Origin of the sequence: Neisseria sp. P0017.S009, from assembly GCF_051957375.1 — a bacterium.
In the GTDB taxonomy this organism is placed as follows: domain Bacteria; phylum Pseudomonadota; class Gammaproteobacteria; order Burkholderiales; family Neisseriaceae; genus Neisseria; species Neisseria perflava.
The window spans coordinates 39,717-56,869 of the sequence record NZ_JBQCWL010000003.1; the positions used below are offsets into that span (position 1 = coordinate 39,717).

The window sequence follows — 17,153 nt, forward strand, 5'->3', positions numbered from 1 at the left end:
TTCAGACGGCCTTATTCATCCCACAAAGCCTGAAACGCTTTAACCACGGCTTCGGGATTTTCCGCTTCGGTAACGGCGCGGACGACGGCGAGGGAGGAAACGCCGGTGGCAAGTACATCTTCAGCGTTGTTCAAATCGATGCCGCCGATGGCGACGACGGGTATGCCGCGAGCCTGTTTCACATATTCGCGCAGTTTCTCCAAGCCTTGCGGGGCGGTGGGCATTTGTTTGGTCGTGGTCGGAAAAATCGCGCCGCTGGCGACGTAGCTAGGTTGTACGGACAAGGCGCGATCGAGTTCGGCAACAGAGTGCGTACTCAAGCCCAAGCGCAAACCGGCAGCTTCAATCGCGGCTAGGTCGGCAGTGTCCATGTCTTCCTGCCCGAGATGCACGCCGTATGCACCTGCGGCAATCGCTTCGCGCCAGTGGTCGTTGATGAAAAGCTGGGTTGCACTGTTTTGACAGGCTACGACGCAACGTTCGATTTCGCGTTTCAACTCGTCGCCATGCAGGATTTTACAGCGCAGTTGCACCGTGTCGGCACCTGCTTTGACCATGCGCTCGACCCAGTCAGCAGTGGGAACAACGGCGTAAAATTTCAGGGGAGATTTGAGTGGCGGGAAGGTCATAACGGCTCCGAAAGGAATAATTCGTTGTTATATTATCAGAAAAGGCCGTCTGAATAATATTTGTTTTCAGACGGCCTGATTGAAAAAATGAATATTGCCCTATTCGGCTTTGGCTTTATAAAAATATGAACATACTGATGGGTTATCAAAATGAGTGCCATATTGGCGCCCCACATTCGGAGACCCAACCCATGAAAAAAATTTCTCTTGTTAGCCGCCCTTCCCTTACTGTTTACCACTTATTCAAATGCCGCCACGCCTAAAGCGGAAGCTTCAAAACCAGCTTCGGCACACAAACAAACCAAGCAGCGTTTTTCCGGCAAAATCACCGGCTATCAAACCGCCGAGCATTTGTTCTCCGTACGCAAGGGCGACCGCCTGCGCATCAGTAAAACCGGCAGCCCTAACGCCTATTTCAACGTATGGGCACCCAAAGACGATGAAGCCGTATTTAACGGTTCGGCACAAGGCGATAAATTTGACGGTATCGCTACCCAATCGGGCAAATATAAAGTGCAGGTCTATATGATGCGCGCCCAAGCCCGCCGTAACACTACTGCCCATTACGCCGTAAACGTCATCAAAAACTAAGGGGCTGACGTAGATTAGCCCTAAATTCCACACCAATCTCGCAGGATTTTAAGCTGTTGAGACGGTGTGCCGAAGTTAAATCGAAATTCGCATTCTTTCAAGAACAGCGGGAAAGATTTGCGATCGATTCCGTTGTATTTTCGCAAGAAACGTTTTGCCTGATTCCAAAAATTCTCAATGCCGTTAATGTGGTTCTGACGGTCGACAAATTCCTTGGAATGGTTGATGCGGTAATGGATAAAACCGCTCACGTCCAACTTATCATAGCTGCTCAGGCTATCCGTGTAAACAATGCTGTCCGGCATGATTTTCTTTTTGATGACAGGGAATAACGTTTCAGACTTGGCATTATCCACCACAACGGTATAGACCCGTCCGTTGCGTTTCAGAATGCCGAAGACAACCACTTTTCCTGCCGCACCTCGACCACGTCTGCCTTTACGCTGTCCGCCGAAATAGCTTTCGTCCAGCTCGACAGAGCCCTCGAAAACCTCATCGGCAGCCAAGGCCAAATGATGGATGATGACATACATATTTTGCGGTAGAATAGAGTTATTTATCCTGCGACTAGGTAGAAGGCGCGGAAAGTCCGGCAGAACTGGTCAGCCTGATTGAAAGCGGCGACTACGAAGCCCTGCTTGCCGAAGATTCGGACGAACATGGCCAAGGCCACGAACATCATTGCGGCTGCGGCTGTTCCCTCGGCTGAGTCAGCCTGCCCATATTATCTACCGCCTCGATTTTCATATTAAAAGGAGACTTACCAGCATGATAAGCAAAGCAAAATTCAATACCGTTGTCGGCAGCATAGGAGCGGCAATAGGTATTTTCGTATTTGTCGCCTATATCCCCCAAATTATCGCCAATATGCAAGGGGCAAAGGCGCAGCCGTGGCAACCCCTGTTTGCAGCAGTATCCTGTCTGATTTGGGTTTTGTACGGTTGGAGCAAAGAACCCCGGAAAGACTGGATTCTGATTATACCCAACGCAGTCGGCGTGATATTGGGATTTCTGACTTTTCTGACTTCGCTTTAAACAAGGGGCTAATCTACGTCAGCCCCAAAACTAAACGCCCTCATGATGTAAAGCTTTAAAAAACAGCAAAGGCCGTCTGAAAATTGAAATTTCAGACGGCCTTTTAAACGGTTTGAAAAGGACGTATCGAACACGTCTTTTTTTTCCTATTACAACAGGAACATGGTTGCTAATCCCAAGAAAATCAGGAAGCCGCCGGAGTCGGTAACCGCGGTAATCAGCACCGAGCTGCCCAATGCCGGGTCGCGTCCGGCTTTGTCCATCATGACGGGAATGAGGACGCCGACGGTCGCGGCCAGCAAAAGGTTCAAGGTCATCGCGGCCACCATGACCAAACCGATGCCGATGTTGCCGTAGAGCAGCCATGAAATCACGCCCATTACCGTGCCCCAAATAATGCCGTTGACGAGGGCGACGCCGACTTCTTTTTTCAGCAGGCGGCCTGCCTGCGTACTGGTCATTTGTCCCATTGCCATGGCGCGGACGATCATGGTGATGGTTTGGTTGCCGGAGTTGCCGCCGATGCCGGCGACGATGGGCATCAGCGCAGCCAGTGCGACGATTTTCTCGATACTGCCTTCAAATGCGCCAATTACGCGGCTGGCGATAAAGGCGGTACACAGGTTGATGGCAAGCCACATCCAGCGGTTTTTCACCGAGTCCCAAATCGGGGCGAACAAGTCCTCTTCTTCTTGCAAACCGGCCATGTTAAACATGTCGGCTTCGGATTCTTCACGGATCACGTCCACCATTTCGTCAATGGTGATCCTGCCGATCAGCTTTTTGTTTTCATCGACAACCGGCGCGGTGACCAAGTCATAACGTTCAAACGCCTGTGCCGCTTCTTCCACGTCGTCTTCGGGACGGAAGCGCACGACATCGGTGGCCATCACGTCCGCCACCATGTCTTCGGGGTCGGCGACCAAGAGTTTGCGGATGGGCAGCACGCCTTGCAACACGTCGTTTTCATCAACCACGAAAATCTTGTCGGTATGGTCGGGCAGGCTGTCGAAACGGCGCAAGTAGCGCAACACGACTTCACACGCCACATCGGCGCGGATGCTGACCAATTCAAAGTCCATAATCGCGCCGACTTGGTTATCTTCGTAAGACATCGCCGCTTTGACCTGCTCGCGTTCTTCTTCATCACGCGTTTGCAGCGCTTCGTACACCACTTGGTGCGGCAGGTCGTCTGCCAGTTCTGCCAATTCGTCTGCGTCCAAATCATCGACGGCGGCCAACAGCTCGTCTTTGTCCATGGACTCGATCAGCGTTTCGCGTACGGCGTCGGATACTTCCAGCAAGACTTCGCCGTCGTCTTCAGGGGCGACCAAAAGCCAGACGATGTTACGCTCGCGCGGCGGCAGGGATTCCAAGACGGCGGCCACGTCGGCAGGGTGCAACTCGGCCAAGAGGACGGTCAGCTCGGTGAACTTGTCACGCAGGCTTTCGTCTTCAATCGGCACGCCTGCTTCGATTTGTTCAAAGGACGGCTCGAGGATTTCGCATAAGGCGTGGATGCGGTCGATATCGTCAGAGATGCGATCGTCAGAAATGCGGTCTTCCACCGCTTCATTGTCGGGGGTATGGTCGAGATTCGGAGGGGTTTGTTCGATGCTCATAAATGCTCCGCCCGCCGGACGCGGGGAGGCATTTCGGCGGGATGATTATGGTTGTTGTGTGTCTGATGGGAAGTTCAAAGGCGAACTGGGAAGGTCCATAATTCGAGCCTGCTGAGAGGCGCAGAGTTGTAAACGGTGCATATTCTACTCTTTTTTAGGCCGTTTTACCATTTTTAACGGGAAAGGCCGTCTGAAAGCGGGTGATAACGACACCCTTTTTTTTCAGACGGCCTGATGATTTGATTTTATTTGTTTCGCCTGCCGAACGCTTCCCTGACCACGTCCAACCAAGCCCTTAAGGCCGGCGTCGGGCGTTGGTGTTTCTTCCATGCCATGGTGAGCTGCCAGCGGATTTCGGGTTCGACCAAAGGAATGGCGGCAAAGACATCGGGATTGATTTTTCGGGCATAGTATTCGGGTAACAAGGCAATGCCCATATTGTGCGCCACCATGTCGGCGACCAAATTCCATTGTCCGGTACGGCAGACAACGTTGGGCGTAAAACCTTGATTGCGGCAGGCCGTCTGAATGGTTTCGTTGAGGGAAAAGCCTGCACCAAAAAGGATGAAGGGCTCGTGTTGCAGGCTTTTGAGCGTCAGCGCATCGTGTCTCGCCCGATTTTTCGGCATCAAGACCACCAGCGGATAGTCGCACAACGTGATGCTGTCGAAGTCTTCGTGAACCGGCGCGAGCAGCTGCCCGGCATCGAGTTCGTTGTTGCGCAGGGATTGCTCGATGGCGAGCGAACCTTGTTCCAAAAACGACAATTCTATGTCCGGCCATTTTTGGTGGAAATCAAACAGCGCATGACTGAGCAAATCGCTGCCGAACAAGGCCAAACCCAAACGCAGCGTCCCGCTTTTGACATGGCGGTAATCGTCAACGCGGGCCAGCAGCAAATCGCGTTCGTGTAAAAGGTTTAACGCATGGCGATAGACTTCTTCGCCGATTGCGGTCGGCTGCACCTGCCGCTTTTTGCGTCCGTTTTCTCTGCACAAAAGCGGCACGCCCAATTCTTCTTCCAAAGACTGGATGATTTTGCTGACCGTCGGCTGCGTCAAATTCAACGCGGAAGCCGTGGCCGAAAAACTTTGCAGGCGGATGAGTTCGGCAAAACAATGCAGGCTTTTGAAATCCATTATTCCTCTAAGGCATGATTATTCGTTTAATAATTCATATTATGCAGAAATTAGGTTTCTATAATCAAGCCTTTCATTCAACACACACCCATATCATGGACTCCCTCACCAGATTTTTTCAGACGGCCTTGCAGCTTGCCATCATCGGCGCAGTATGGGGCGTCTCCGACCTTATCGTCCGCTTCACGCATCTGCCTGTTTCTTCAGGCGTATTGGGCTTGTTCCTCATGCTCGCCCTTTTAGGGCTCGGCATCATCCGCCCGGGCATGGTTGATCGCGGCGCAAAATGGGCATTGGGCGAACTCGTCTTTTTCTTCATCCCCATCATGGTTTCCGTCTTGCAATATCAAGACCTGCTGATGTCCGAAGGTTGGCAGCTGATTTTGACCATCGCCGTCGGCACCGCGCTCGTGATGATCAGCACCGCCCTGACTCTCGATTTCTGCTACCGCTGGAAACGCCGCCTCTACAAAAAACTCCACTCCTAAAAATAGAGAATAAAAATGGACTACACTGCCCTCGCCTGCTTCATCTGGACTTGCTTTGCCTATGTCGTTGCCAAAAAAATCCACCGCAAAAAACCCTTAATGATTTTCTCCCCCGTCGTTACCGTCTCCGTCAGCACCATCCTCCTGCTGCTGGCATTCGGCGTCAATTACGACACCTACCACAAATATACCCAAGGCATCGTCTTCCTGCTCACTCCGGTTACCGTTGCCTTTGCCGTCCCCATTTATGAAAACCGCGAAGTCATCCGCCGCCAGCTGCCCATCCTCTCCATCGCCATTATGGTGGGCATGTTTGTCGGCGTAGTCAGCGCATTCCTCATGAGCCATATGTTCCACTTCAACAACGAAGTAACCAACAGCCTAATGGCGCGCTCCATCTCCACGCCGTTTGCCGTCGTCCTCGCCAGCGAAATCCACGGTTCAGCCTCGCTCGTTTCCCTGTTCACCATCATCACCGGCTTTGTCGGCATGATATTCGGCGACCTGTTTTTGGCCTTCACCCGCATCCGTTTCCGTACCGCCAACGGTGTAGCATTTGGCAATGCCGCCCACGGCTTCGGCACATCGCGCGCCGGACAACGCCATGAAACCGAAGGCGTAATGGCCAGCCTGACCATGATTTTGGCCGGACTGTTTATGGTATTGTTTGGCCCAACCATGGTGCATTTGGTAATTTGGATGATGAGTTAGGCTTCGTCCCGATGACCATACACAAAAAGGCCGTCTGAAACACATATCGGTTTCAGACGGCCTTTTATATTATGGAACGATTACAGTTTGAAAATAGAAGCCTCTGCTAAATCATGAATGGTATCCAACGCAGATGAACCTGTACCATTGTTTGAATAGGTCGCATTGTCTGAGGAAAGACCAGCAGAAGAATCAAGAGGATCAGCCTCACCAAACTCACGGCTCAAAAGCTCATCTCCATCGAAAGCTTTGGATTCCAATATCGGCTTCGCGGCCGGCTGTGCAGGCTCAAAACCTTCCCACTCACGCGGATCAAGGCGGATGATATGATCATCGTCATAGCCATCATTAGGCCCTTTGCCTTCTCCTGAAAAAGTACCGTCCCACTCGCGCGGATCGAGGCGGATAACAAAATCTTCAGAATCACTTTCTTTACTTGGTTGATGTACTTTAGCCATGAAATTCTCCTTAACAAATAAACGGATACTGTACCTAATGCCTCATAAAAGGCATTGCGGACTCTATTCTAGAACAAAGAAAACAGCGGGCAAAGATTGAAGGGAACAACGGTTTATTAACACGATAATCGTATTTAAATCTTTTTAAAACAAATAGATATAATTTATACATCATACCCGGTCATCCATTATTAAAAATCTCGCACATGCCGTCCACCAAGATGATTCCCCCTCTTCCGTCCCTTGCTATGTAACAAAAAGGCCGTCTGAAAAATGACTTTCAGACGGCCTTTTCATTTGCTCAAACCTTATTCTTTAGGCAGGCGCAGGACGGAGACGATGAATCCGCCCCAAATGACGATCAATGCGACAAGCATCATAATAATGGCTGAAGTACTCATTATTCGTCTCCTTCACGTTCGTGTTCATGTTCGTCTTTGACGTTGAAGCCCTGACCGTGTTCCCACGGCAAGAATGACAGCAAGACCGACAATACGAGGATGGCGCCCACCATGCCCCAACCAAAGATATTGAGGAAGCTGTCAGGATAGCCGCTGTAATTCTCTTTTAGGAGGCCGGCAGTATCCTGATAAAGCATATAGCCGAGCATGGCGACGGTAACCACCACGCTGGCTGTCCACACTTTGCCGACACGGATGGAAGACAGCGCGTTCAAGTGGTTACGCAGTTCCGGCAGCTTGTTCAACAAGACAATCGCCAAAACGTAAACAAAACCGGAAGCCACAATGCCATAAGTATTGATGAATTTGTCCAATACGTCCAACACAGGCAGGCCGGTGGTCGTACCGAACAGCAAGGTGGAAATAATCGCCATGGGAACGCCAGCAATCAACGTTGCGCTGACACGTCCGATGTTCATTTTGTCTTGAATTGCAGCCACAATCACTTCAACGATGGAAATCATAGAAGTTACACCGGCAAACACCAGCGAGCCGAAGAACAACACGCCGATCAACGCGCCCATCGGCGCTTGGTTGATGATGGTCGGGAACGCGATAAACGCCAAGCCGATACCGTTGGATGCCACTTCGCTGACTTCTTTGCCTGCGGCTTGAGCCATAAAGCCCAATGCGGCAAATACGCCGATACCGGCGAGCAACTCAAAGCTGCTGTTGGCAAAGCCGACAACCAAGCCGGTGCCGCCCAAGTCGGTTTTTTTCTTCAGGTAAGAAGAATAAGTAATCATGATGCCGAAGCAGATGGAGAGCGAGAAGAAGATCTGACCATATGCGGCTACCCAGACTTTCGGATCCGCCAAGCGGCTCCAGTCAGGCGTAAACAAAGCGTCCAAACCTTTTGCCGCACCCGGCAGAGTCAGCGCAATGCCCACCATGATGACAAACATTACCACCAACAAAGGCATGAAGAATGTGGACGCACCGGCCACACCTTTTTGCACGCCCAAAGCCATAATCGCCAGCGTAAACACCCACACGGCAATCAACGGACCGGCAACTTTGCCGACAAAATCCAAGCCCAAGTCTTTGGCATCGGCCATTTGCAGGAAGTCTTTGAAGAAGAAGGTCTGCGGATCCGTACCCCATGCCGAAGTCAAAGAATAATAGGCATAGCTTGCCGCCCAGCCGACAATCACGGCGTAGTAGATACAGATGATGACGTTGGTCAGAAAGTTCCACCAACCCACCGGCTCAAACCAACGGCCGAGGCGGCGGAAGGCCAAAGGAGGCGAACCGCGGTAACGGTGGCCGATGGCATAGTCGAGCAGCAACAGCGGAATACCCGCCGTCAACAGCGCAACCAAATAAGGGAGGACGAAAGCACCGCCGCCGTTGTCGAAGGCGATGTAAGGGAAACGCCAAATGTTGCCTAAGCCCACGGCCGAGCCGATGGCGGCAAACATAAAGGCACGGCGACTGCTAAACGTCGCGCGTTCGCTGGATTGAGAATTTGACACGATGAACCTCTTAAAAATCGAGTGTCGTCAAGGCCTCCCGGCCTTGCGCGTATATATTTAGAAATCAGGTCGGACAAACCGGCCGGTTAAAATAGATATTCGGACAAGGATAATATCCGGTATTTAAAGAATGCACCGCTTATGGCCATGCAAACATAATCTGACCTTATCGTAAAAAAATTTAACACTGTTGGCAAGTCAGTATTGCATTAAAATCGCAAGGAAAATCTTCATGCACTACGACTAAAATCTTCATACACTTCTTTATATACAAGCCAAACGCAACACCCAAGCCCCGTTTTTCCCTCCCCTTCCCACTGACAACCGCCCTCGCCGCAAACCGCCTTTCCCTTATCCCGTAAGGAAAAGCGGCAACCCAACGCATTCAAATCCCCCGTCATCAAAATGTTTCAGACGGCCTGTTTTCCTTCCGTCCAATCCGGGCCGTCTGAAAATTTCACTGTTGCATGTTGTAATCAAGAAACCGTCCCAAAATTCCGTTTAATATAAACAAAAACAATCCACCTTTTCCCGTTTCCTTCATTACCGTGATTTAAAACGGACACAAAACACCAAAAAATGGAATTAATAAAAATAAAATTTCAAAAAATATTAAATAACATTAAATTTAAACCTGCATTTCTACTCTAATTATCCACAATTAAAAATAATCAAACCAAAAAATTTCAATAAAACATTAATTACACAGCACTACATTTTTGCTATAATTGCCGCCATTCAATCCACAACCCAAACCCAAAAGAAGAGGAAAAGCCATGGGTATCAAAGTTGCCATCAACGGTTACGGCCGCATCGGCCGCCAAGTAGTGCGCGCTATTTTCGACTACAAACTGCAAGACCAACTCGACATCGTTGCCATCAATGCCAGCGGCAGCATCGAGACCAATGCTCACCTGACCAAATTCGACACTGTTCACGGCCGCTTTGACGCCGATGTTTCCCATGATGAAAAACACCTCATCATCGACGGTAAAAAAATCCCTTACTTCTCCACCCGCAACCCAGCCGAATTGCCATGGGGCGAATTGGGCGTTGACTTGGTAATGGAATGTACCGGCGCGTTCACCAGCAAAGAGAAAGCCAAAATCCACTTGGAAAGCGGCGCGAAAAAAGTGCTGATTTCCGCTCCCGGCGGCGATGACGTTGACGCAACCATCGTTTACGGCGTAAACGACGACGTGATTACCGACGACATGACCGTTATCTCCAACGCGTCTTGTACCACCAACTGCCTGGCACCTGTTGCCAAAGTATTGAACGAAAACATCGGTATCGTAAACGGCGTGATGACCACCATCCACGCGCTGACCAACGACCAAACCGTCACCGACGTACGCCACAAAGACCTGCGCCGTGCGCGTAGCGGCGTGGAAAACATGATTCCGACCAAAACCGGTGCTGCCAAAGCCGTCGGTTTGGTATTGCCGGACCTGAAAGGCAAACTCGACGGCCTCGCCATCCGCGTACCGACCGTCAACGTTTCCCTGGTTGACCTGAGCTTCCAAGCAGGTCGCGACACTTCCGCCGAAGAAATCAACGCGCTGATGAAAGCCGCTTCCGAAGAAGGCCGTCTGAAAGGCGTATTGGCCTACAATACCCTGCCGCTGGTTTCCATGGACTTCAACCACACTACCCAAGCCAGCACATTTGACTCTACGCTGACTAAAGTCACCGCAGGCAAAATGGTTAAAGTGTTCGCATGGTACGACAACGAGTGGGGCTTCAGCTGCCAAATGCTGAACACCGCTCGCCGTATGTTCGGTTTGGAAGTACGTCCGTTCTAATCGGCTTCCAACACAAAGGCCGTCTGAAACATCTTTTCAGACGGCCTTTTGTATTTCCTTTAAAATATCGCATTCCCATTTATTTTCAGACGGCCTCTTCATGTTTCCCAACGAATCCGCCCCCAACCTCCTGCAAGGCTTAAACCCCGAACAACTCTCCGCCGTAACCTGGCCGCCGCAATCCGCCCTCGTTTTGGCAGGCGCAGGCAGCGGCAAAACGCGCGTGCTGACCACGCGTATCGCCTGGCTGTTGCAAAGCGGACAAGCCAGCGTGCACAGCATTATGGCGGTAACGTTTACCAACAAAGCCGCCAAAGAAATGCAGACCCGTTTGGGCGCAATGATTCCAGTCAACGTCCGCGCCATGTGGCTCGGCACGTTCCACGGCCTCTGCCACCGCTTTTTGCGCCTGCACCACCGCGACGCAGGCCTGCCCTCTTCCTTCCAAATCCTCGACAGCGGCGACCAACTCTCCCTCATCAAACGTCTGCTCAAAAGCCTCAACATCGCCGAAGAAATCATCGCACCGCGTTCATTGCAAGGCTTTATCAACGCGCAAAAAGAATCCGGCTTGCGCGCTTCCGTATTGAGCGCGCCCGATCCGCACACACGCCGCATGATTGAGTGCTACGCCGAATACGACAAAATCTGCCAACGCGAAGGCGTAGTCGATTTCGCCGAACTCATGCTCCGCAGCTACGAAATGCTGCAAAGCAACGAAATCCTGCGCCAACACTACCAAAACCGCTTCAACCACATTCTGGTCGACGAGTTCCAAGACACCAACAAGCTGCAATACGCCTGGCTCAAATTAATCGCCGGCAACCACGCAGCAGTGTTTGCCGTCGGCGATGACGACCAAAGCATTTACCGCTTCCGCGGCGCAAACGTCGGCAACATGACCGCGCTGATGGAAGAATTCCACATCGACGCGCCCGTCAAACTCGAACAAAACTACCGCTCTGTCGGCAACATCCTCGCCGCCGCCAACGCCGTCATCGAAAACAACGACGAACGCCTCGGCAAAAACCTGCGCACCGACGCCGAAGCAGGCGATAAAATCCGCTACTACTCCGCCTTTACCGACCTCGAAGAAGCCCAATTCATCGTGGACGAAACCAAAGCCCTCGAACGCGAAGGCTGGAATTTGGACGAAATCGCCGTCCTCTACCGCAGCAACGCCCAATCCCGCGTCATCGAACAAAGCCTGTTCCGCAGCGGCATCCCCTACAAAATCTACGGCGGCCTGCGCTTTTACGAACGCCAAGAAATCAAACACGCCCTCGCCTACCTGCGCCTCGCCGTCAATCCCGACGACGACAACGCCCTCTTGCGCGTGATTAACTTCCCACCGCGCGGCATCGGCGCACGCACCATCGAAAACCTTCAGACGGCCTCAAACGAACAAGGCATCACCCTCTGGCAGGCAGCCTGCAACGCCGGCGCAAAAGCCACCAAAATCGTCGCCTTCGTCCGCCTCATTGAAGCCCTGCGCAACCAAGTCGGACAACTGCCCCTGTCCGAAATCATCGTCGGCATCCTCAAAGACAGCGGCCTGACCGAACACTACCGAACCCAAAAAGGCGACAACCAAGACCGCCTCGACAACCTCGACGAACTCGTCAACGCCGCCATCGAGTTCAAACCCGAAGACAGCAACTTTGAAACCCTGCCTGAAAACATTTCAGACGACCCCGCCTTCCCCATCCTCGCCTTCCTCAGCAACGCCGCCCTCGAATCCGGCGAAAACCAAGCAGGCGCAGGCGAAAAAGCCGTCCAACTGATGACCGTCCACGCCTCCAAAGGCTTGGAATTTAACGCCGTCTTCCTCACCGGCATGGAAGAAGGCCGTTTCCCCAGCGAAATGAGCCTCGCCGAACGCGGCGGCCTCGAAGAAGAACGCCGCCTCATGTACGTCGCCATCACCCGCGCCCGTAAACGCCTCTACATCACCATGGCGCAACAACGCATGCTGCACGGACAAACCCAATTCGGCATCGTCTCCCGCTTCGTCGAAGAAATCCCGCCCGAAGTATTGCACTACCTGTCCGTCAAAAAACCCGTCTACGACAGCTACGGCAACACACGCCAAACCGCCACGTTCAAAGACAAAATCCTCGACGACTTCAAACAGCCGCAAACCTACGCAGGCTTCCGCATCGGCCAAAACGTCCGCCACGCCAAATTCGGCACCGGCGTCATCATCGATGCCGTGGACAAAGGCGAATCCGCCCGACTGACCATCAACTTCGGCAAACAGGGCGTAAAAGAGCTAGATACCAAGTTTGCGAAATTGGAAGAGATGTAGAAGGGAGATGGCAGAGGCCGTCTGAAAACGGGAGGAGCAATTTTGCCGAAACCTCCGCCGTCATTCCCTCGCAGGCGGGAATCCAGAAGTAGAAATGTAGGTTGAATACTCGTATCCAACAAAAACATTGACGCGTCTATCGTTTCCGAAAAAAACGCTGTTGGAAAATGTCGGATTCGAGAATCCGACCTACGGCTGCTGCTTTTGGGGTGATGAAAAAGCAGCCTGCACTTTAAATTTCACTCGTTTCCCTGCTCATAAGATTTCAAACAATTGTGCCAACAGCACATCCTGCAGCACCACCCGCGTTTCGGCCTGCCGAAGCAGCCGTGCGAGTAGTGCATCGATTTCTACGCCCGAAACAGTTTGACGCAGGCTGGATAAAGCCTTCATGCGGTTTTTTTGTTCGAATGCATCTTCCATACCAGGTTTGACACAAAAATACCAAAACGGCTCGGTCCTCATGTGGTAGAGCGGCATGCCGAAATTTTCTTGGTGGTATGCGTTTGCCACCCACCGCTGCCATTACTGTCTGAATATTGCCTGCCATTCTTCCAAAAGCGTATCCGAAAAATCAATTTTTTCTGTGTGCAGGCTGCCTGATTCATACAGCAGGCATAAACTGTATAGAAGGATGAATTTATGCGGGGCACGGTTGTTTGCTTGTGTAAAACTTGTATGCAGGCTGCGGAATTGTTCCGCATATTTTAATAATGCTGCCAAATCTTTCATACCGCTTCCTCCTGCAAACTTTGCAATACCTCCTCCGGTTGCCAATTCAATGCGCGGCAATAATCAATAAACTCAAAGATATCCAGCCGCCTGTCACCTGTTTCCACTTTTCCTACGAACGAATGCACCACATTCATCCGTTCCGCCAATGCACGCTGCGACAACCCCAAATCCAATCTTCTGCGGATAAGGAGTTGTCGCAAATAGGTGTGTTCGGCAGAGTGTACCGACAAACGAATATTTCTCATGCGCTCCGATTTTAGGTACAATCACGCATGCACCTGTTTTAGGTGCAAATAAGAAATATGTATAAAAATGACCGTAATACCCATACACCCTGCCAACCCGTTCGACGCTATACGCCAAAACATCACTGAAGAATATTTAAGCGAAACGCAGCACTACCCTTGGATTGTTACCTTTTCAGGCGGCAAGGACAGCACCCTTGTCGCCCATTTGGTGTTTGACATGCTGCTTTCGCTGCCGCCGATGCTGCGGACGCGGCAGGTGTTCTTCATTTCCAACGACACGCTGGTGGAAAGCCCGCTGGTAGTGAAACACATGCGCCAATCTTTGGCAGAAATTCTGCGTGCCGCTGAAATTTTCAGGCTGCCCGTCAGCGGCGAAATCACCGTGCCGAAATTGCAGGACACCTTTTGGACGCTACTCATCGGCAAAGGCTACCCCACGCCTAACCGCTCAATGCGCTGGTGCACCGACCGCCTGAAAATCCAGCCTACTAGCGGCTACATCCTGCAAAAAGTAAACGAAAACGGCAAAGCCATCATCGTACTGGGCGTGCGCAAAGACGAATCTGCCACCCGCAAAGCAAGTATCGAAAGCCACCAAAACTTGGAAAACAGCAATCTGACCCCGCACAGTGATTTGAAAAACGCGTTGGTGTACCGACCGATTGTCGATTTGAGTACCGACGACGTGTGGGAATTCCTTGCTGCCAACGACCCGCCCTGGGGAGGCGCACACAGCGATTTAATCAAGCTCTACCGCGAAGCCGCCGGCGGCGAATGTCCGATTGTGCTGTCGCAGGAAGAAGCCCCCGGTTGCGGCACCAATTCCAGCCGCTTCGGCTGCTGGACGTGCACGGTGGTCAATAAGGACAGAAGCCTGCAGGGCTTTGTGGACGCGGGGAAAACCGAATTCACACCGTTAATCGAATACCGCGACTGGCTGGTGGACATCCGCAACAAACCCGAATACCGCCAGGCCGAACGGCGCAACGGAAAACTCACGTTCAAAGGCGGCAAACACATCCCCGGCCCGTTCACCATCGCAGCGCGGCAGGAAATGCTGGCGAAGCTGCTAAAAGTGCAGGCTGCTTTCGGCGAAGAACTGATTTCGCAGGACGAAATCGACCTAATCAAGCGAATTTGGACGGAAGATCTGATTAACACTTACTCAAGGAATAAAAATGAAGACGGAAACACGGGAACAGGTGGCTGATTTGCTGCTGTGGAGTGATGAAAATGCCAGAAACCTGATAGAGAAAATCGCTGCCGAACATGGTGTATCGCCCGATGCGCTGGCCGATTTGGCGGCATGGGAGCGCGAGCAACAGGAACGGATCCGCAAACGCGGCATGACCGAAGTATTCGATGAAGTTTTTGAAAACAGGAAATATTGGGGCTGAATATGTGGATACATTCAATCAGGCTGCTTAATTTCAAATCCTACCAAGAAGCGGCCTTCTCCTTTCCCGAACCGAAAAACGGGCAGAACATTGTTTTAATCGGCGCGATGAACGGGCACGGCAAAACCACTTTGTTGGAAGCGGTTTACCTGTGCCTGTATGACGCGGATGCGGTCAGCCATTTGCAGCGGGCCGGCTTGAACAGCAAAGATGTCAATTACCCGAATTTCCTGCAGGCTGCCCTGCATCACAAAGCAGCGCCGCAATACGGCCGATACCGCATCGAGCTGGAAATTGAAATCCGCCAACGGCGGCAAGGTAAGATTTGCGGCCTGAAAATCCGCCGGAAATGGCATTTCAATGAGAAAAGGCAATTTGAACGCGAAAGCACCGAAACGCGGGCAGACGTGCTGGTTGACGACCGCTACCTGCCTGTCGATTTAGCCGAATTGGACAAATATCTCAACACTTACGCCCTGCCGTTCGATTATGCACCGTTTTTCTTTTTCGACGGCGAAAAAATCGTGCAGGCTGCAGAACGCAGCGGCACGGGTATGTGGCTCAATACCGCCCTGAAAGGCCTGTTGGGCGTAACCCTGCTGACGCGGCTTGCAGACAGCCTTGGCGATTACCGCAAACGCTGCATTTCCGAGAACGCGGGCAAAAAGATGCAGGAAGATTTGGACAAAGCCGAAAGCGCATTGACTTCTGCCCAAGTGCAATATGATGTATTCCGTGAAGAATGGGAAAAAGTACAACAGGAATGGGCGCATTGGGATGCGGAAAGAAGCAGGCTGCAACAGCAGATCGGCGGCGGCAGCGACATCCGCACTTCGCAGGATTTGCTGATGCAGCGGGAACGGCTGGAGAAGGAAATGGACGATTTCAATGCGAAGGTCAAGGCGGCGGTTAAAGCCATGCCGCTGGCCTTCCTGCCTTCAGACGGCCTGAACGCGCTAAAAATCAAACTCGAACGAGAAGCCAACCGCCTGCACCATGAAGCCGGCAGGGAGCAGATTGCGGGACGGGTAAACGATTTTTGGAGCGCGTTTGTCGGCAGCGGCAAAGTCAAAGAAGTATTGGGGCGTTCGGCTTGCGCCATTTTGGAAGACCCGCTGATGAAGGAAGCTGTAGCCGAATGCTGGAACGAATTATTTTACCCGTTGCCTGAAAATTGCGCCGAAACTATCGAGCACAACTATCTCTCGAAAAACGCCCATGCTGAAATCCAAAACGAAATCAGCCGCATACAGGGTATGCCACAAGGAAGGATAGGCAGCCTGCTGGCCGATATCGAACAGCGGCGGAGCGAACAAAAACAAGTCTTGGAAGAATTGGAGCTGCTCAAAGGCAGCAACAAAGACGAACTGGTGGAACAGCTCAAACAGGCGAACAAGCAGGCCGATATACTGAAAGAACGTTCGGGCAGCCTGAAAAGCAACGTGTTGGAAAAAGAAAAAGAATGCCGGCGCAAAAAGGATGAAGTCAGCAAACTGCAAGACAAAATCAGCGACAGCAACCCGCTGATGGTGAAGTCGCGCCGTGCGGGACAGGTAGAAAAAGTTATTGCCGCATTGACCGATGCTCTAATGCGGCAAAAGGCGGGTGAAATCGGTGAAACCGCCACCCGCATCAACCGCACCATTGCACACGATGACCGCATCCACAAAATCAGCATCGAAGCCGACGGAAGGATGGGGCTTTACGGCCGCGACGGCAGGGAAGCGCAGGTCGATTTGTCGGCCGGACAAATGCAAATTCTGATTATGTCGCTGGTGTCGGCATTGGCGGAAGTTACCCACTATCCTGCCCCCTTTGTCATCGATACCCCTTTGGCACGTTTGGATGAGGGCCACCGAGAAGGTTTGTTCAAGCATTGGAGTGGGCTGGAACAGCAGGTGATTTTGTTGTCGCAGGACACCGAAATCACCCCCGAAGTGTACCGCCGTCTCGACCCGCATATCGGCCGCACCTATCTGGTGGAAGCCGAATCACTGGACAGCGCGGGCGCATGTTCACGTGTAACTGCCGATGTTTATTTCGAATAATTA

Annotated in this window: 18 protein-coding genes and 1 pseudogene; 9 read left to right on the forward strand and 10 right to left on the reverse strand. The window is 51.9% G+C overall.

Features of this window, described 5'->3' with window-relative positions:
* Nucleotides 1-11 precede the first annotated feature (11 nt).
* Nucleotides 12-629: a thiamine phosphate synthase gene (gene thiE, locus ACTHTG_RS04600; RefSeq protein ID WP_004518966.1), complete on the reverse strand. Its 618-nt coding sequence runs from the start codon at nt 627-629 to the stop codon at nt 12-14.
* 207 nt (nt 630-836) lie between these two features.
* Between thiE and ACTHTG_RS04605 the strand changes: the two genes are divergently transcribed.
* Complete coding sequence (locus ACTHTG_RS04605) at nt 837-1,220, forward strand: hypothetical protein (RefSeq protein ID WP_004518967.1); 384 nt, start codon at nt 837-839, stop codon at nt 1,218-1,220.
* 20 nt (nt 1,221-1,240) lie between these two features.
* Here the strand turns inward: ACTHTG_RS04605 and ACTHTG_RS04610 are convergent.
* Nucleotides 1,241-1,770: pseudogene (locus ACTHTG_RS04610) on the reverse strand (IS1595 family transposase); the annotation flags it as partial.
* Nucleotides 1,771-1,988: 218 nt separating this feature from the next.
* Between ACTHTG_RS04610 and ACTHTG_RS04615 the strand changes: the two are divergent.
* On the forward strand, nt 1,989-2,255 hold the full coding sequence (locus ACTHTG_RS04615) for a SemiSWEET family transporter (protein WP_004518970.1): 267 nt from the start codon (nt 1,989-1,991) through the stop codon (nt 2,253-2,255).
* Between the two features lie 149 nt (nt 2,256-2,404).
* Here ACTHTG_RS04615 and mgtE read toward each other — a convergent pair whose 3' ends face one another.
* Both mgtE and ACTHTG_RS04625 read right to left on the reverse strand, forming a co-directional pair.
* Nucleotides 2,405-3,877 carry a magnesium transporter gene (gene mgtE / locus ACTHTG_RS04620; protein WP_004518972.1) on the reverse strand — a complete coding sequence of 491 codons (1,473 nt, stop codon included), beginning with the start codon at nt 3,875-3,877 and terminating at the stop codon, nt 2,405-2,407.
* Between the two features lie 245 nt (nt 3,878-4,122).
* Nucleotides 4,123-5,016, reverse strand: a complete 894-nt coding sequence (locus ACTHTG_RS04625; protein ID WP_004518973.1) for a LysR family transcriptional regulator — start codon at nt 5,014-5,016, stop codon at nt 4,123-4,125.
* A gap of 14 nt (nt 5,017-5,030) precedes the next feature.
* Between ACTHTG_RS04625 and ACTHTG_RS04630 the strand changes: the two genes are divergently transcribed.
* On the forward strand, nt 5,031-5,504 hold the full coding sequence (locus ACTHTG_RS04630; protein ID WP_004518974.1) for a CidA/LrgA family protein: 474 nt from the start codon (nt 5,031-5,033) through the stop codon (nt 5,502-5,504).
* A gap of 15 nt (nt 5,505-5,519) precedes the next feature.
* Nucleotides 5,520-6,215, forward strand: a complete 696-nt coding sequence (locus tag ACTHTG_RS04635; RefSeq protein WP_039861867.1) for an LrgB family protein — start codon at nt 5,520-5,522, stop codon at nt 6,213-6,215.
* A gap of 80 nt (nt 6,216-6,295) precedes the next feature.
* Here the strand turns inward: ACTHTG_RS04635 and ACTHTG_RS04640 are convergent, their stop codons facing one another.
* The 3 genes from ACTHTG_RS04640 to ACTHTG_RS04650 form a co-directional block, all read right to left on the reverse strand.
* Nucleotides 6,296-6,673, reverse strand: a complete 378-nt coding sequence (locus tag ACTHTG_RS04640) for a hypothetical protein (RefSeq protein ID WP_004518977.1) — start codon at nt 6,671-6,673, stop codon at nt 6,296-6,298.
* Nucleotides 6,674-6,981: 308 nt separating this feature from the next.
* Entirely contained in the window at nt 6,982-7,074 is a 93-nt protein-coding gene (locus tag ACTHTG_RS04645; protein WP_036472778.1) for a methionine/alanine import family NSS transporter small subunit, read from the reverse strand.
* A complete protein-coding gene (locus ACTHTG_RS04650) occupies nt 7,074-8,609 on the reverse strand; it encodes a sodium-dependent transporter (protein ID WP_083296577.1) in 1,536 nt (511 codons plus the stop codon). The genes ACTHTG_RS04645 and ACTHTG_RS04650 overlap by 1 nt, the downstream gene beginning before the upstream one ends.
* Nucleotides 8,610-9,385: 776 nt before the next feature.
* On the opposite strand from ACTHTG_RS04650, the gene gap reads away from it, so the two are divergent.
* Entirely contained in the window at nt 9,386-10,414 is a 1,029-nt protein-coding gene (gene gap / locus ACTHTG_RS04655; RefSeq protein ID WP_070695274.1) for a type I glyceraldehyde-3-phosphate dehydrogenase, read from the forward strand.
* A 100-nt stretch (nt 10,415-10,514) separates the two neighbouring features.
* Nucleotides 10,515-12,722 carry a DNA helicase II gene (gene uvrD / locus ACTHTG_RS04660; protein WP_004518981.1) on the forward strand — a complete coding sequence of 736 codons (2,208 nt, stop codon included), beginning with the start codon at nt 10,515-10,517 and terminating at the stop codon, nt 12,720-12,722.
* A gap of 255 nt (nt 12,723-12,977) precedes the next feature.
* On the opposite strand, the gene ACTHTG_RS04665 is transcribed toward uvrD, so the two are convergent.
* Genes ACTHTG_RS04665 through ACTHTG_RS04675 form a run of 3 tightly spaced genes read right to left on the reverse strand, consistent with a single transcriptional unit; the run spans nt 12,978 to nt 13,702 of the window.
* A complete protein-coding gene (locus ACTHTG_RS04665; protein WP_004518982.1) occupies nt 12,978-13,235 on the reverse strand; it encodes a hypothetical protein in 258 nt (85 codons plus the stop codon).
* 12 nt (nt 13,236-13,247) lie between these two features.
* Complete coding sequence (locus ACTHTG_RS04670; RefSeq protein ID WP_004518983.1) at nt 13,248-13,454, reverse strand: hypothetical protein; 207 nt, start codon at nt 13,452-13,454, stop codon at nt 13,248-13,250.
* The gene (locus ACTHTG_RS04675) at nt 13,451-13,702 is read right to left on the reverse strand and encodes a helix-turn-helix domain-containing protein (RefSeq protein ID WP_049331660.1); all 252 of its coding nucleotides are present in this window, start codon (nt 13,700-13,702) and stop codon (nt 13,451-13,453) included. The genes ACTHTG_RS04670 and ACTHTG_RS04675 overlap by 4 nt, the downstream gene beginning before the upstream one ends.
* 67 nt (nt 13,703-13,769) lie before the next feature.
* On the opposite strand from ACTHTG_RS04675, the gene dndC reads away from it, so the two are divergent.
* From dndC to dndD, 3 genes are read left to right on the forward strand one after another with little or no spacing between them, the layout of a single operon-like run.
* Nucleotides 13,770-14,915: a DNA phosphorothioation system sulfurtransferase DndC gene (gene dndC, locus ACTHTG_RS04680; RefSeq protein WP_063076790.1), complete on the forward strand. Its 1,146-nt coding sequence runs from the start codon at nt 13,770-13,772 to the stop codon at nt 14,913-14,915.
* Nucleotides 14,884-15,102 (forward strand): DNA modification system-associated small protein, encoded by a 219-nt coding sequence (locus tag ACTHTG_RS04685; protein ID WP_070695272.1) that lies wholly within the window; start codon nt 14,884-14,886, stop codon nt 15,100-15,102. The genes dndC and ACTHTG_RS04685 overlap by 32 nt, the downstream gene beginning before the upstream one ends.
* 2 nt (nt 15,103-15,104) lie before the next feature.
* Nucleotides 15,105-17,150, forward strand: a complete 2,046-nt coding sequence (gene dndD, locus ACTHTG_RS04690) for a DNA sulfur modification protein DndD (protein WP_049258440.1) — start codon at nt 15,105-15,107, stop codon at nt 17,148-17,150.
* Nucleotides 17,151-17,153: the final 3 nt, after the last annotated feature.